Origin of the sequence: Streptomyces sp. NPDC006997, from assembly GCF_040635175.1 — a bacterium.
GTDB lineage: Bacteria > Actinomycetota > Actinomycetes > Streptomycetales > Streptomycetaceae > Streptomyces.
Map to the genome: position 1 here is coordinate 24,717 of NZ_JBEYHH010000026.1, position 14,289 is coordinate 39,005.

Here is a 14,289-nt window from a genome sequence, read left to right on the forward strand (position 1 = left end):
GTACCAGCCGAAGGGGCGGGGCGCCTCCTCAGGCGCCCCGCCCCCGGTATCCCCGGGAGTCCGGTCGGTCAGACCGGCTCCGCCACCGCCGCCGGTGCCGCCGGGCTCGGGTCCTCGTCGGTCGCCTTCGGCCCCGCGCCCTTCAGCGGGACCTCCTTCACGAAGAACGCCGCGACCAGCACCACCACGGCCACGCACGCTCCCAGCAGGAAGGCGCCGTGGGTGCCCGAGGAGACCGCGTGCTGGTACGCCTCCCTGGCCGCCGCGGGCAGCTTGGCGAGGCTGGCCGCGTCGAGCTGGGCGGACTGCTCGGTCACCTGGCCGACCTGGGAACCCGCCGCCCCGGCCCGCTCGGCCATGACGTCCTGGACGCGGTGGTTGAACAGCGCGCCCATGATCGCGACACCGAAGGAGGAGCCGAGGGTGCGGAACAGGGTGGCGGAGGACGAGGCGACGCCGATGTCCTTCATCTCCACGCTGTTCTGCGCGACCAGCATGGTGATCTGCATCAGACAGCCCATGCCGAGGCCGAGTACGGCCATGGAGAGGCCGGAGGTCAGCCGCGAGGTCTCGGTGTCCATGAGGGACAGCAGCCCCAGCCCGACGACCAGCAGGACGCCGCCCACCAGCGGGAAGACCTTGTAGCGCCCGGTGCTGGTGGTGACCCGCCCGGCGACCATCGAGGTGACCAGCATCGCGCCCAGCATCGGCAGCAGCAGGATCCCGGAGTTGGTCGCGGACGCGCCCTGCACCGACTGCTGGTAGAGCGGCAGGAAGAGCACCGCGCCGAACATCACGAAGCCGGTGACGAAGCCGATGACCGCCATCAGCGTGAAGTTGCGGCTGCGGAAGATGTGCAGCGGCAGGATCGGCTCGGCGGCCCGCTTCTCCCACAGGACGAAGCCGACCAGCGCGACGACCCCGATGGCCGTCAGCTCCATGATCCGCGCGGACGTCCAGGCGTACTCCGTGCCGCCCCAGGTGGTGACCAGCACGATCGCGGTGATGCCGACGGTCAGCAGCCCGGCGCCCAGGTAGTCGATCCGGGTCTGCGCGAGCTTCTTCGGCAGGTGCAGCACGACGCTGATGGCGACGAGGGCGACCGCGCCGAGCGGCAGGTTGATGTAGAAGGCCCAGCGCCAGCCCCAGTTGTCGGTGATGGTGCCGCCGACGAGCGGCCCGCCGATCATCGCGAGCGCCATCACGGCGGCCATCATGCCCTGGTACCTGCCGCGCTCACGGGGCGGTATCAGATCACCGATGATGGCCATGACACCGACCATGAGTCCGCCCGCGCCGAGGCCCTGCACGGCGCGGAAGCCGATGAGCTGGCCCATGTCCTGGGCCATGCCGCTGAGCGCGGAACCGATGAGGAAGAGCACGATGGACGTCATGAACGAGCCCTTGCGCCCGTACATGTCGCCGATCTTCCCCCAGATCGGCGTCGACGCGGCGGTGGCCAGCGTGTACGCCGTGACCACCCAGGACAGGTGCTCCAGGCCGCCGAGTTCCCCGACGATCGTCGGCATCGCGGTGCCGATGATCATGTTGTCGAGCATCGCGAGCATCATCGCGATCATCAGCGCGAGCAGGACGACCCGTACGCTCCTCGGCTGTTTCCCGGTGTCCGCGGCCCCTACGGCCGCCGGCCGTGTCTCGGTCATGGCTTCCGCCCCCAGCTACCCACACGATTACTTACTTACTTGCCGTCCGGCTAGTAAGCTTCCCTGGGTAAGGTAGGAGCGGAACTAGCCGGTCGTCAAGTAAGTTGAGGGGAAAGTACGATCGGGGGCGGGCGACGAGGAGCGACAGCATGGATGCCACGGACGGCACGGACGGCACGGACCGCGCGGCTGAGACCAAGCAGCGGCGGCGCGGGAACACCCGCCAGCGCATCCAGGACGTCGCCCTGGAACTCTTCGCCGAGCAGGGCTACGAGAAGACCTCCCTGCGCGAGATCGCCGAGCGTCTCGGTGTCACCAAGGCCGCGCTCTACTACCACTTCAAGACCAAGGAAGAGATCATCGTCAGCCTCTTCGAGGACCTGACGCGGCCGATCGAGGACCTGATCGAGTGGGGCCGCCAGCAGCCCCACACCATGGAGACCAAGCGGGAGATCATCCACCGCTACAGCGACGCGCTCACCGCCGCGTCCCCCCTGTTCCGCTTCATGCAGGAGAACCAGGCGACGGTACGGGACCTCAGCATCGGCCAGATGTTCAAGACCCGGATGCTCGGGATGCGGGACATCATCGTCGACCCGGACGCCGACCTGGTCGACCAGGTCCGCTGTGTCAGCGCCCTGTTCACGTTGCACGCCGGGATGTTCGTGCTGCGGGAGATGGACGTCGACCCCAAGGACGCGCGCGAGGCGGTCCTTGAGGTCGCGGTCGATCTGGTGACCCAGGCGCACGGCGGCTCGGAGGAGTCCGGCGCCTGAGCCGGGCGCGTCAGCGGGTCGGCGTCAGAGGCTGACGCCCTTGCCGTGCAGGAAGCGCACCGGGTCGATGGCGGTGCCGTAGTTGGCGGTCGTACGGATCTCGAAGTGCAGGTGCGGACCGCTGGAGTTGCCGGTGTTGCCGGACAGGGCGATGCGCTGACCGGTCTTGACGACCTGGCCGACCTTCACGTTGATCTTCGACAGGTGGGCGTACTGCGAGTACGTGCCGTTGCCGTGCTTGATCACGACGGCGTTGCCGTACGCGGGACCGTCACCGGCGCCGTTGCCGCCGGCCTTGACGACCGTACCGCCGTGGGCGGCGACGACCCTGGTGCCGTTCGGCACCGCGTAGTCCTGGCCGCTGTGGGTGGACTGCCACATGCCGCCCGCCTGGGCGAAGCTCGCGGACAGCTTGTAGTGGCTCACCGGGTTCACCCAGGAAGCGGCCTTCTTGGCCGGAGCCTTCTTCGCCGCGGCCTTCTTGGCGGCGGCGGCCTTGGCCTGCGCGGCCTTGACCTGGGCGGCCTTGACGGCCTTCGCCTTGGCGGCCGCGGCGGCCTGCGCCTTGGCGGCCTTCGCCTGGGCGGCGGCCTGGGCCTGCACGGCGCTCGCCGCGGTGGTGGCGGAGGTGGCCGCGCTCGCTTCGGCGGCAGCCGCGACCCCGGCCCCCAGCACGACCGACGCTCCCATACCGGCGGCCAGGACGGCGGCGCGGGTGCGGAGCGAGGACGTACGGGCGGAACGGGACGTGACGCGCTGGATCATCTCAACCTCAGGGGTGGGGGACAGAGAAACACCCGGCGAATCGACGTCCACCGGATGGCTCATCCTTGGTAACCCCCGGGGTACGAATCCCCCAAACGTGTGATCTACGACGGAAGCTAGTAATGAACGCTGAAACTTCCCACTTGCTGACAGGCCACACGTAGGGGATGAGCAGTCCGAGGTGCCCACTATTCCGCCTAGTAACGGACAAAACGCCTGTGCGGCATGTCACCGGTCGCCCTCGCCCACCACCCCCGGAATGTGACCCGGACTACGCTGCTGACCTGCACTTCGGTCAGGCTCAGGGGGTGGGCGGATGGAACCGTCGGTGATCGGCGTCAAGGTGGCCTCGGGGGTAGTAGGCCCCCTCGTCAGGAAGCTGTTCGTCACCGAGGGACCGGGCGCGGGGCTCGTGGACCGGCCCGTACGGATCTCCGGCCTCGTGTCGTTCAGGGGCGAGAAGCGCACGCTGAACCGCGCCGACCTGGACAAGCTCACCGCCGAGCTGGTGCGACGGGCGCTGGAGGAGGGCGAGCGGCCCGTCACGGCCGACGAGGAAGAGGCCGTACGAACGACTCTGGCCCTGAGCCTTCACGCCCTCGGCGACCTGGACATGACCGACGTACAGGCTGTCGAACTCGGCCACCGGGCCCTGGCCCGCCGACTGCGCGACGCCGCCCGTCCGGACCCCACGCGGCTGCTCTCCCAGGACGCCGCCCTCTTCCACGAACGCCTCCTGGACACCGCCTGCCTGCACGTCCTGCACTTCTTCACCCAACGGTCCACCTTCGTCCCCCGCGCCCTGGTCGAACAGACCCGGCGGCAGCGCGAGCTGATCGCCAAGGTGGACGCCCTGATCGCCCGCACCCCGGCCACCGGCGGCACCGACCCCGCCTTCGAACAGCGCTACCAGGCGTACGTCCCCGCCCGCCACGGCCACCTCACCATCTACGGCATCGACCTGCACCACTCCCCCGACCGCTGGCCCCTGGACGCCGCCTACCTCAGCCTCCAGGCCCTGGGACCGGCCGAGGAGGTCCTCGCCGGGCAGCACTCCGCCGCCGCCCTCCCCGCCGAACAGGCCCTCGCCGACCACGACCGGGTGCTGCTGCGCGGCGTCGCCGGGTCCGGCAAGACGACGCTCGTGCAGTGGCTCGCGGTGACGGCGGCCCGCGGTGAGCGCGGTGACCTGGTCCCCTTCGTGCTGCCGCTGCGCACCCTCGTCCGCCACCCCGGCGGGCTCCCCTCCCCCGACGCCCTCCTGGCCGCCGTACGCGTCCCGTTCCACGCCAGCCAGCCGGAGGGATGGGCCGACCGCGTCCTCACGGCCCGGCGCGCGCTGCTCCTGGTGGACGGCGTCGACGAGGTCCCGGAGCGCGAGCGCGAGCGCACCCGGCGCTGGCTGCGCGAACTGCTGGACGTCTATCCCGGCAACCGCTGGCTGGTCACCGCCCGCCCCTCCGCCGTACGCGAGGACTGGCTCGCCGCCGACGGCTTCACGGAACTCGCCCTCGCCCCCATGGGCCAGGACGACATCGCCGCGTTCATCGCCCGCTGGCACACGGCGGCCCGGGCCGACGCCCAGGACACCGAACGCCTCGACGCCTACGAACGCTCCCTGCTCGACGCCGTACGCTCCAAGCCCGACCTGGGCCGGCTCGCCACCAACCCGCTGATGTGCGGTCTGGTCTGCGCCCTGCACCGGGACCGGCGCGGCTACCTGCCGCACGGTCGGCAGGAGCTGTACGACGCCGCCCTGTCGATGCTGCTCGCGCGGCGCGACGAGGAGCGGGACATGACCGGCCAGGACGACGTCCGGCTCAGCGAGCTGCCACAGATCCAGTTGCTGCAACGGCTCGCCTACTGGCTGATCCGCAACCACCAGTCCGAGATGGACCGCGAACGCGCCGAGCGGATCATCGCCGAGGTGCTGCCGTCCCTGCCGTCGGCGGCGGCACAGGGGGACGCCGGGACGGTCCTCCGCCATCTGCTGATCCGCAGCGGGCTGCTCCGCGAACCCGCCGTGGGCACGGTCGAGTTCGTCCACCGCACCTTCCAGGACTACCTGGGCGCCAAGGCCGCCGTGGAGGACGGCGACTTCGGCCTGCTGGTGCGCGGCGCGGCGGACGAGCAGTGGGCCGACGTGATCCGCATGGCCATGGCCCACGCCCGGCCCCGGGAGCGGGCCGATCTGCTGCGCGACCTGGCCTCGGCCGCGGACCGGGCGGAGGGCGCCGCGAGCACCCGGACACGGCTGCTCGCGCTGGCCTCGCTGGAACACGCGACGGAGCTGGACCCGGCGGTCCGGGCGGAGGTCGAGCGGGGGGCGGCGACGCTGATCCCACCCCGGACGACGGAGGAGGCCCGCGCACTGGCGGAGGTGGGGCCACTGGTGCTGGAGCTGCTGCCGGGTCCGGAGGGGCTGACGGACGAGGAGGCACGGGCGGTGGTGGTGACGGCCTCGCTGATCGGGACGGAGGGGGCGGTGCCGGTGTTGGCGCGCTTTCGGGAGCATCCGGCGGTGGAGGTGCGGGCGCAGCTGGCGTGGACGTGGTACCGGTTCCCGGCGCGGTGGTACGGGGAGGAGGTGGTGACCCGGCTCCGCGAGGACAGCCTTCTCTTCGCCGTGCATTCGGACGAACACCTGCGGATCCTGCGGGAGGCGGGCGGGCGGCCTTACCTCCAGCTCGTCGGCGGGGTGGACCCGAGCGGGCTGTCGTCGGAGACGGTGACCCGCCTGTTCGTCCACGACAACAGGCGCCTGGGGGATCTGCGCGGCCTCGCCGGGCTGCACCGGCTCGCTTACCTGCGTCTCAGTCTCTGCCCCTCCGTCACGGACGTCACGCCGCTGGCCGACCTGCCACTGACCTGGCTCTCGCTCGATCAGCTGCCCGGCCTGGAGCGGCCGGACGCGCTCGCTCCGCTCGCCGTGTCAACGACCCTGAACCAGCTCGACCTGGGTGTCCGTCTGAGAGCCACCTCCCTCGACGAGGCCCTGCCCCACGAGCTGCCACTGCACTCCCTGCGATTCACCAGGCAGGCACTCGTGGAAACCGGGCTGCGCGGCCTGCACCGGTTCGGCGCGCTGAAGCGACTCGACCTCGCCGTCCTGCCCCCGCTCACCCCCGAGGACTACGAGGAGATCGCCCGCCATCCGGCCCTGGAGGAGTTGCACCTCCACTGGCGGCACCTCGCCTGGAGTGGCCCCCCACTCCCCCGCGTCACCGGCCTGCGCCTCGACGGTGTCGACGGTACGGAGGATCTGTCGGGCCTGGGCCGGTTCTTCCCGAACCTGCGCGAGCTGACCCTCATGCTGACCCCGGGCGTCACGGACGTACCGGAGGCGGTCCTGTCCGCCCTGCCGGTACGCCCGACCGTCGAGCCCACCCGGCCGCTGCTCTAGCCCCTACGACAAGGGGCTGCCCCGGAACCCGACCGGGTTCCGGGGCAGCCCCTTCTTGACTGCTCAGGCCGAGCGCAGCGGCTACGCGTCCTTGCTCAGGTTCGGACCGGCGCCACCGGCCGCCTGCTCGATCGGCGGGACGTCCGGCAGGGCGGACTTCTCCTCGCCACGGAAGGTGAAGGTCTTGGCCTCACCCTCGCCCTCGGTGTCCACGACCACGATGTGACCGGGGCGCAGCTCACCGAAGAGGATCTTCTCCGACAGCGAGTCCTCGATCTCGCGCTGGATGGTCCGGCGCAGCGGCCGGGCGCCCAGCACGGGGTCGTAGCCCTTCTTGGACAGCAGCTCCTTGGCGGACTGGGACAGCTCGATGCCCATGTCCCGGTCCTTCAGGCGCTCGTCGACCTTGCCGATCATCAGGTCCACGATCCGCAGGATGTCCTCCTGCGAGAGCTGCGGGAAGACCACCACGTCGTCGACGCGGTTGAGGAACTCGGGCCGGAAGTGCTGCTTCAGCTCGTCCGAGACCTTGTTCTTCATGCGCTCGTAGTTGGTCTTCGTGTCACCCGCGGCGGCGAAGCCGAGGTTGAAGCCCTTGGAGATGTCCCGGGTGCCGAGGTTGGTCGTCATGATGATGACCGTGTTCTTGAAGTCCACGACCCGGCCCTGGGAGTCGGTCAGCCGACCGTCCTCCAGGATCTGCAGCAGGGAGTTGAAGATGTCCGGGTGGGCCTTCTCGACCTCGTCGAAGAGGACGACGGAGAACGGCTTGCGGCGGACCTTCTCGGTCAGCTGGCCGCCCTCCTCGTACCCGACGTAGCCGGGGGGCGAGCCGAAGAGCCGCGAGACCGTGTGCTTCTCGCTGAACTCCGACATGTCGAGGGAGATCAGCGCGTCCTCGTCGCCGAAGAGGAACTCCGCCAGCGCCTTGGACAGCTCGGTCTTACCGACGCCGGACGGACCGGCGAAGATGAACGAGCCACCGGGACGCTTCGGGTCCTTCAGACCGGCGCGGGTACGGCGGATCGCCTTCGACAGCGCCTTGACGGCGTCGTTCTGGCCGATGACCCGCTTGTGCAGCTCGTCCTCCATGCGGAGCAGACGGCTGGACTCCTCCTCCGTGAGCTTGAAGACCGGGATGCCGGTGGCGGTGGCGAGGACCTCGGCGATCAGGTCGCCGTCGACCTCGGCCACGACATCCATGTCACCGGCCTTCCACTCCTTCTCCCGCTTCGCCTTCGCGGCCAGGAGCTGCTTCTCCTTGTCGCGCAGCGAGGCGGCCTTCTCGAAGTCCTGCGAGTCGATCGCGGACTCCTTGTCACGGCGGACACCGGCGATCTTCTCGTCGAACTCGCGCAGGTCCGGCGGCGCGGTCATCCGGCGGATACGCATCCGGGAACCGGCCTCGTCGATCAGGTCGATCGCCTTGTCCGGCAGGAAGCGGTCCGAGATGTACCGGTCGGCCAGGGTCGCGGCCTGGACGAGGGCCTCGTCGGTGATCGAGACGCGGTGGTGCGCCTCGTACCGGTCGCGCAGGCCCTTGAGGATCTCGATCGTGTGCGGCAGGGACGGCTCCGCGACCTGGATGGGCTGGAAGCGGCGCTCCAGGGCCGCGTCCTTCTCCAGGTGCTTGCGGTACTCGTCCAGCGTGGTGGCACCGATGGTCTGGAGCTCACCGCGGGCCAGCATCGGCTTCAGGATGCTCGCCGCGTCGATGGCGCCCTCGGCGGCACCCGCACCGACCAGCGTGTGCAGCTCGTCGATGAACAGGATGATGTCGCCGCGGGTGCGGATCTCCTTGAGCACCTTCTTCAGGCGCTCCTCGAAGTCACCGCGGTAGCGGGAGCCCGCGACCAGGGCACCGAGGTCAAGCGTGTAGAGGTGCTTGTCCTTCAGCGTCTCGGGCACCTCGCCCTTGACGATGGCCTGGGCGAGGCCCTCGACGACGGCGGTCTTGCCGACGCCCGGCTCACCGATCAGCACCGGGTTGTTCTTGGTACGGCGGGACAGCACCTGCATGACCCGCTCGATCTCCTTCTCGCGCCCGATGACCGGGTCGAGCTTGGACTCACGAGCGGCCTGGGTGAGGTTCCGGCCGAACTGGTCGAGGACCAGGGACGTCGAGGGGGTGCCCTCCGCAGGGCCGCCGGCGGTGGCGGTCTCCTTGCCCTGGTAACCGGAGAGCAGCTGGATGACCTGCTGCCGCACGCGGTTGAGGTCTGCGCCCAGCTTGACCAGGACCTGGGCGGCGACGCCCTCGCCCTCACGGATCAGGCCGAGCAGGATGTGCTCCGTGCCGATGTAGTTGTGGCCCAGCTGAAGGGCCTCGCGGAGCGACAGCTCCAGGACCTTCTTGGCACGGGGGGTGAAGGGGATGTGCCCGGACGGGGCCTGCTGGCCCTGCCCGATGATCTCCTCCACCTGCTGGCGGACCGCCTCAAGCGAAATGCCGAGGCTCTCCAGGGCCTTTGCGGCGACACCCTCACCCTCGTGGATCAAGCCCAGGAGGATGTGCTCGGTGCCGATGTAGTTGTGGTTGAGCATCCGGGCTTCTTCCTGAGCCAGGACGACAACCCGCCGCGCGCGGTCGGTGAACCTCTCGAACATCGTTAATCGCTCCTCAGAGCGGTCAGGCAGTGGGGGGAACTTCCCCTCCCTGTCCTTCCGCAGCTTAGTCCCGCGAGCGGGGACCGCTCATTCCAACTGCCGACACCCTCGATGGCCTCCTGACCCCGAACGCCGACATCTGCTCCAACCCGATGGTGCGAGACGATGTTCCCGCAGGCCAGGCACTTACCCCCTTCGCCAGTACGCCGATGGCGAACGTGAGACGTCCTGTCCTGCGTGTCGCCCCCTCCCACTAGGGATGTCTTACCCGGGAGAACGGACAGTCCATGCCGCGCGCACCTGTTCCCTCCGCTACGGGCGAACAACCTTGCGCCTCCCCATACCTCCACGCGCCCCCCGCTTCGACACCCTGCGCGTTCCAGGCGATACCCAGCGTAACTTGACCGCGCCTCCGGCGGTTGCGCTTGGCATGGTTGGCGCCCCTCCCTCGGTCCCGCTTCCCCGTCGTCCGCTCGACCCGGGCGATCCCGGCCGACGGCTTCGGCGGTACTACGAGAACGATCTGGGGTGGCCCACAGCGCCCGGCCCGCCCCTGGGACTCGTCGTGGGGCCCCGTTTCGACGTCCTGGACGTCCCCGCGGAGGCGGGCCGCGCCGGGCTGCGCCATCTCGCGCCGTCCTCTCCGGTGGCCGTACGGGGCGACCGGATGCGGCTGCTGGTGGCCCCGGGGAGCGCCGAGGAACTGCCCGGGCTGCTGGAGTGGCTGGAGTGGGGGGCCTTGGCGCCGGGGCTGGATCTGGGCGCGGTGGGGGTGGGTGGGGTGGTGGAGGCGCCTGGGGTAGCCGAGGTGGCTGGGGTAGCCGGAGTAGCCGAGGGGCCTGGGGTAGCCGGGCTGGCCGGGGTAGCCGATGTGGCTGGGGTGTTTGCGGCGCCTGGCGGTTCTGTCGTTACCGAGGAGTCGGGGGCTTCCGGGGCGCGGGGGGCCGCCGTGTGGCTGCGGCCCCCTTCGCCCGATTGCGAGGTCGAGGCCTCGCTGCCGACCATGTCGGCGATGGGGGGTGCCGGAGGTGCGGGGCGAGCCCCGGATCTCGTACGGCTGGTGGACACGGTGGCAACAGCGTGCCACCGGGTCCGGTTGAGGCGCGCCCGTGGTCAGGCGTTGGCCTTCTCGTAAGCCTCGCGAATGGTCGCCGGAACACGGCCGCGGTCGTTGACGTCGTAACCGTTCTCCTTCGCCCACGCACGGATCGCAGCGGTGTCCTGGCTGCCGCCGGAAGCGGCGCGCGCCTTTCCACGTCCGCCCGAGGCACGGCCTCCGGTACGACGACCACCCTTCACATAGGGGTCGAGAAGGCTGCGCAGCTTGTCCGCATTCGCAGTCGTGAGATCGATCTCGTATGACTTGCCGTCCAGCGCGAACGTTACGGTCTCGTCCGCCTCGCCGCCGTCGAGGTCGTCGACAAGAAGGACCTGAACCTTCTGTGCCACCGGATTTCCTTTCATCGATAACGTGAGGGCCTGGGAGCCGCGGCGTCCGCCGTTTCGCCGTCCCCCTGTTATATGCAGTACTGCACTACGCCGGAAAGCAAACCGCTTTTGCGGGAAAAACACAAACCCCTGGGAGAGACCCACTGCCCACCCCCGGCCCGGAAACGTGCGCGTTTCGGACATAGGGAACCTGGGCAGGGGTGGGGGACCGAATACCCGGGGGTGATCGCTACGTCGCCACAAGGCTCCGGTAGGTCACAGATGCAGAAGCATCCGACTGTTGCCCAAGGTGTTCGGTTTCACTCGTTCGAGCCCGAGGAACTCCGCGACGCCCTCGTCGTAAGAACGCAGCAACTCTGCGTAGACATCGGTGTCGACGGGGGTCTCGCCGATCTCGACGAAGCCGTGCCGCCCGAAGAAGTCCACTTCGAAGGTGAGGCAGAAAACCCGGCGAACGCCGAGCCAGCGGGCGGTCTGGAGCAACTTCTCCAGCAACCGGTGTCCGACGCCCGCGCCCTTGAGGCCGGGCTTGACCGCGAGAGTACGGACCTCCGCGAGGTCTTCCCACATGACGTGCAGTGCGCCGCAGCCGACCACCTCGGCGTTGTCGTCCCGTTCCGCGACCCAGAACTCCTGGATGTCCTCGTAAAGGGTCACCGTCGCTTTGTCGAGCAGGATGCCACCGCGGACGTAGGCGTCAAGCAGTCGGCGTACGACCGGGACATCGCTGGTCCGGGCCCGCCGGACGGTGATGGCTTTCGCGGTGACTTCAGGGCGCTCTGCGGACATGAGCGGGACGCTATCGCCCGGGGGTCTCCGGTGCGGAGCCGGGGTTCTCGGGCGTGGGGTTCTCAGGTGCCGGGTTCTCGGGGGGCGTTTCGCGAGGTGGGGTTTCCGGGGCCGGGGTTTCCCGGGTGGGGGTTTCCGGGCCCTGGACCACGCGGATGGCGTCGCTGAGCGCCTGCCGCTGTTCGTCGCTCATCATGCCGAAGAAGGCGACGAGGGCGGCTGCGGCGTTGTCGCTCTGTGACCACGCGTCGTTCATCAGCGCGGCGGCGTAGGCGGCGCGGGTGGAGACCGCCTCATATCGATAGGCCCGGCCTTCGGCTTCGCGGCGCACCCAGCCCTTCTGATGGAGATTGTCCAAAACGGTCATCACCGTGGTGTAGGCGATGGAGCGTTCCTGTTGCAGATCTTCGAGGACTTCTCGAACGGTCACCGGGCGGTTCCACTTCCAGACCCGCGTCATGACCGCGTCTTCGAGTTCTCCCAATGGGCGAGGCACCCTCAGCACAATAGTGGGAGATCTCGGTAATCGCGTGCTGGACGGGCACTTTCTGTGGCGAAGGGCGACAAAAAGGGCGTACGGCTGGTTCGCCGTACGCCGGGGTGGGGCAGGATGCCGTGAGCCGCGGTGGGTCAGGCGCCGCCGGCCGGGGGCTGGGAGTTCTGGCGGACGGTCTCGGCGCGCTTGAGGGCGGCGTCGACCGCCGCGTCCTCCTTGGCCTTGTTGGTGCCGCCCTGGGTCTTCACGATCACCCGGATCACGGCGACGAAGAGCACGGCCATGACGACCGGGGGCACGAGCGCGGAGACGTAGTCCATGGCTCCAGGGTAGCCAGGTCAGCCCGCGGCCAGTTGCCGTGGGGGGCTCGCGGGGCGCTGGGGCGGTTTGCGGCGCGGGAAGACCTCGCCCGGGGTGGGGACGGGGCGGCGGGCGGGGGCCGGTTTCTCCGCGGGCTTCTTCGCCGGTTGGGCGGGCTTGGGGGGCGCGGGCTGGGTGGGCTTCTCGGCGGGGGTGTCGGCGGCGCGGCCGCCGGGGAGGGCGAGGAGGGGGGTGCGGCAGGCGGGGACGGTGGGTGGGCGGGGGGTGCGGTCGGCGCGGTCGGCGCGGTCGGCGCGGTCGGCGCGGTCGGCGCGGTCGGCGCGGTCGGCGCGGTCGGTGCGGTCGGCGCGGTCGGCGCGGTCGGTGCGGTCGGTGCGGTCGGTGCGGTCGAGGAGGGTGGCGGCTCTGGGGTTGCCCCGCAGGGCGCGTAGGGCGGCGAGGTCGTCGGGGGTGGGGTGGTACCCCGTGGGGAGGACCTCTTCCAGGAGGGCGAGGTAGCCGACCGCGGTGCCGGGGAGGGCGGCGCGGTAGCGGGCCAGGTCGGCCACGAGGAAGGCCCGCAGCCGGGCGCCCTCGCGGGTGGCCTCGTCTAGGGACTCGGCGAGACTGAGGCAGTCCTGGACGTCCTCGGCCGAGGCGCGACCTGGGTGAAGGGCAAGAGCGAGAGCACGGCGGAGCACACGCAGCTCCTCCACACCGAACGCCATGCCGCCGCGGGATCCGTAGGGCGTAGGCATATGCCGACAATACGCGCTAATCAGACAAACTCTGGGTATCCGTCCGCTGTGGCGCGCGGGTCGCCTCCGCCGGGGGTGGGTCGGGGCCGCGCCGGGGGGGGTGTCCGTCCTCGGAACCGCGCGGGCTGTGGGCGTCGGGGGTGTGCGGGGTGTTCCGCGCGAACCACTGCGGGCGGACACCCGCCGGCCCGTCCCCTTCCGTCGTACGGCGACCGCGGGCCGTCGTCGGCTGAGCCGCGGGCCCGCCTGCTCGCTTTGCTGCGGGCCGCCGCCTGCCGCCCTGGCTGCGGGCAGTCGTGCCGCCGGGGTGTTGGGGGTTCCCCCTGGTCGTGCGAAGCCGAGGGCTTGGGGGAGGGTGGCGCTGGGGGTCCCCCGGCTCGAAGAGCTTGGGGGAGGCACCCCGCCGCGCCGGCGCCGACGCGCACCCACCCCACGCCAGCAGCCACGCCGGGGCGCGGAACCCGCCCCGGCGTGGGTGGTACGTCACATGCGGGACACGTTGCGTTCGTACACCAGGCGGAGCCCGATCAGCGTCAGCCACGGCTCGTGTTCGTCGATCACGGACGACTCGCCCAGAACCATCGGCGCCAGACCCCCCGTCGCGATCACCGTCACGTCGGCGGGATCGTCGGCCAGCTCCCGCGCCATGCGGGAGACCACGCCGTCGACCTGACCCGCGAAGCCGTAGACGATGCCCGCCTGCATCGCCTCGACCGTGTTCTTGCCGATCACGCTCCGCGGCCGGGCCACCTCGATCTTGCGCAGCTGCGCGCCCTTGACGCCGAGCGCGTCGACGGAGATCTCGATGCCGGGGGCGATGACCCCGCCGATGTACTCCCCGCGCGCGCTCACCGCGTCGAACGTCGTCGCCGTACCGAAGTCGACGACGATCGCGGGACCGCCGTAGAGGTCGACCGCGGCGACCGCGTTGATGATGCGGTCCGCGCCGACCTCCTTGGGGTTGTCGGTGAGGATGGGCACGCCCGTCTTGACGCCCGGTTCGACGAGGACCGCGGGGACGTCGCCGTAGTAGCGGCGGGTGACCTCGCGGAGTTCGTGCAGGACCGAGGGGACGGTCGCGCAGATCGCGATGCCGTCGATGCCGTCGCCCAGTTCGTCGCCGAGGAGGGGGTGCATTCCCATCAGGCCCTGGAGCAGGACGGCCAGTTCGTCGGCGGTGCGGCGGGCGTCCGTGGAGATGCGCCAGTGCTCGACGATGTCCTCGCCGTCGAACAGGCCAAGGACGGTCTGGGTGTTGCCTACGTCGATCGTCAGCAGCATG

The 14,289-nt window shown here is 70.3% G+C and carries 12 protein-coding genes; 3 read left to right on the forward strand and 9 right to left on the reverse strand.

Annotation, left to right across the window (positions count from 1 at the left end; genetic code table 11):
• Positions 1-68: 68 nt before the first annotated feature.
• Entirely contained in the window at positions 69-1,664 is a 1,596-nt protein-coding gene (locus tag ABZ659_RS24620; protein WP_360223907.1) for an MDR family MFS transporter, read from the reverse strand.
• Positions 1,665-1,813: 149 nt separating this feature from the next.
• On the opposite strand from ABZ659_RS24620, the gene ABZ659_RS24625 reads away from it, so the two are divergent.
• Positions 1,814-2,440 carry a helix-turn-helix domain-containing protein gene (locus tag ABZ659_RS24625; RefSeq protein WP_360223909.1) on the forward strand — a complete coding sequence of 209 codons (627 nt, stop codon included), beginning with the start codon at positions 1,814-1,816 and terminating at the stop codon, positions 2,438-2,440.
• Between the two features lie 24 nt (positions 2,441-2,464).
• On the opposite strand, the gene ABZ659_RS24630 is transcribed toward ABZ659_RS24625, so the two are convergent.
• Positions 2,465-3,205 carry a M23 family metallopeptidase gene (locus tag ABZ659_RS24630; protein WP_360223911.1) on the reverse strand — a complete coding sequence of 247 codons (741 nt, stop codon included), beginning with the start codon at positions 3,203-3,205 and terminating at the stop codon, positions 2,465-2,467.
• Between the two features lie 316 nt (positions 3,206-3,521).
• On the opposite strand from ABZ659_RS24630, the gene ABZ659_RS24635 reads away from it, so the two are divergent.
• Positions 3,522-6,608, forward strand: a complete 3,087-nt coding sequence (locus ABZ659_RS24635) for an NACHT domain-containing protein (protein WP_360223913.1) — start codon at positions 3,522-3,524, stop codon at positions 6,606-6,608.
• Positions 6,609-6,689: 81 nt separating this feature from the next.
• On the opposite strand, the gene ABZ659_RS24640 is transcribed toward ABZ659_RS24635, so the two are convergent.
• Positions 6,690-9,215, reverse strand: a complete 2,526-nt coding sequence (locus ABZ659_RS24640; RefSeq protein ID WP_360223915.1) for an ATP-dependent Clp protease ATP-binding subunit — start codon at positions 9,213-9,215, stop codon at positions 6,690-6,692.
• 430 nt (positions 9,216-9,645) lie between these two features.
• On the opposite strand from ABZ659_RS24640, the gene ABZ659_RS24645 reads away from it, so the two are divergent.
• Positions 9,646-10,350, forward strand: a complete 705-nt coding sequence (locus tag ABZ659_RS24645; RefSeq protein ID WP_360224028.1) for an SCO3374 family protein — start codon at positions 9,646-9,648, stop codon at positions 10,348-10,350.
• Here the strand turns inward: ABZ659_RS24645 and ABZ659_RS24650 are convergent.
• From ABZ659_RS24650 to ABZ659_RS24675, 6 genes are all read right to left on the reverse strand, one after another.
• Positions 10,329-10,664, reverse strand: coding sequence for an Lsr2 family protein (locus ABZ659_RS24650; RefSeq protein ID WP_360223917.1), 336 nt, complete (start codon positions 10,662-10,664; stop codon positions 10,329-10,331). The two genes, ABZ659_RS24645 and ABZ659_RS24650, sit on opposite strands and share 22 nt — an antisense overlap.
• A 255-nt stretch (positions 10,665-10,919) precedes the next feature.
• Positions 10,920-11,453, reverse strand: a complete 534-nt coding sequence (locus ABZ659_RS24655) for an amino-acid N-acetyltransferase (protein WP_360223919.1) — start codon at positions 11,451-11,453, stop codon at positions 10,920-10,922.
• Positions 11,454-11,463: 10 nt separating this feature from the next.
• A complete protein-coding gene (locus ABZ659_RS24660) occupies positions 11,464-11,937 on the reverse strand; it encodes a BlaI/MecI/CopY family transcriptional regulator (RefSeq protein WP_360223921.1) in 474 nt (157 codons plus the stop codon).
• A gap of 146 nt (positions 11,938-12,083) precedes the next feature.
• A complete protein-coding gene (locus tag ABZ659_RS24665; protein ID WP_360223923.1) occupies positions 12,084-12,269 on the reverse strand; it encodes a hypothetical protein in 186 nt (61 codons plus the stop codon).
• 18 nt (positions 12,270-12,287) lie between these two features.
• Positions 12,288-12,977 carry a hypothetical protein gene (locus ABZ659_RS24670; RefSeq protein WP_360224030.1) on the reverse strand — a complete coding sequence of 230 codons (690 nt, stop codon included), beginning with the start codon at positions 12,975-12,977 and terminating at the stop codon, positions 12,288-12,290.
• Positions 12,978-13,490: 513 nt separating this feature from the next.
• Positions 13,491-14,288: a type III pantothenate kinase gene (locus ABZ659_RS24675; RefSeq protein WP_360223925.1), complete on the reverse strand. Its 798-nt coding sequence runs from the start codon at positions 14,286-14,288 to the stop codon at positions 13,491-13,493.
• Position 14,289 lies beyond the last annotated feature (1 nt).

Excerpts from the sequence above, each read along its gene's own strand:
- ABZ659_RS24620 (WP_360223907.1), bottom strand. The coding sequence starts at position 1,664 with ATGACCGAGACACGGCCGGCGGCCGTAGGGGCCGCGGACACCGGGAAA.
- ABZ659_RS24625 (WP_360223909.1), top strand. The coding sequence starts at position 1,814 with ATGGATGCCACGGACGGCACGGACGGCACGGACCGCGCGGCTGAGACC.
- ABZ659_RS24630 (WP_360223911.1), bottom strand. The coding sequence starts at position 3,205 with ATGATCCAGCGCGTCACGTCCCGTTCCGCCCGTACGTCCTCGCTCCGC.
- ABZ659_RS24635 (WP_360223913.1), top strand. The coding sequence starts at position 3,522 with ATGGAACCGTCGGTGATCGGCGTCAAGGTGGCCTCGGGGGTAGTAGGC.
- ABZ659_RS24640 (WP_360223915.1), bottom strand. The coding sequence starts at position 9,215 with ATGTTCGAGAGGTTCACCGACCGCGCGCGGCGGGTTGTCGTCCTGGCT.
- ABZ659_RS24645 (WP_360224028.1), top strand. The coding sequence starts at position 9,646 with ATGGTTGGCGCCCCTCCCTCGGTCCCGCTTCCCCGTCGTCCGCTCGAC.
- ABZ659_RS24655 (WP_360223919.1), bottom strand. The coding sequence starts at position 11,453 with ATGTCCGCAGAGCGCCCTGAAGTCACCGCGAAAGCCATCACCGTCCGG.
- ABZ659_RS24665 (WP_360223923.1), bottom strand. The coding sequence starts at position 12,269 with ATGGACTACGTCTCCGCGCTCGTGCCCCCGGTCGTCATGGCCGTGCTC.
- ABZ659_RS24670 (WP_360224030.1), bottom strand. The coding sequence starts at position 12,977 with ATGGCGTTCGGTGTGGAGGAGCTGCGTGTGCTCCGCCGTGCTCTCGCT.
- ABZ659_RS24675 (WP_360223925.1), bottom strand. The coding sequence starts at position 14,288 with ATGCTGCTGACGATCGACGTAGGCAACACCCAGACCGTCCTTGGCCTG.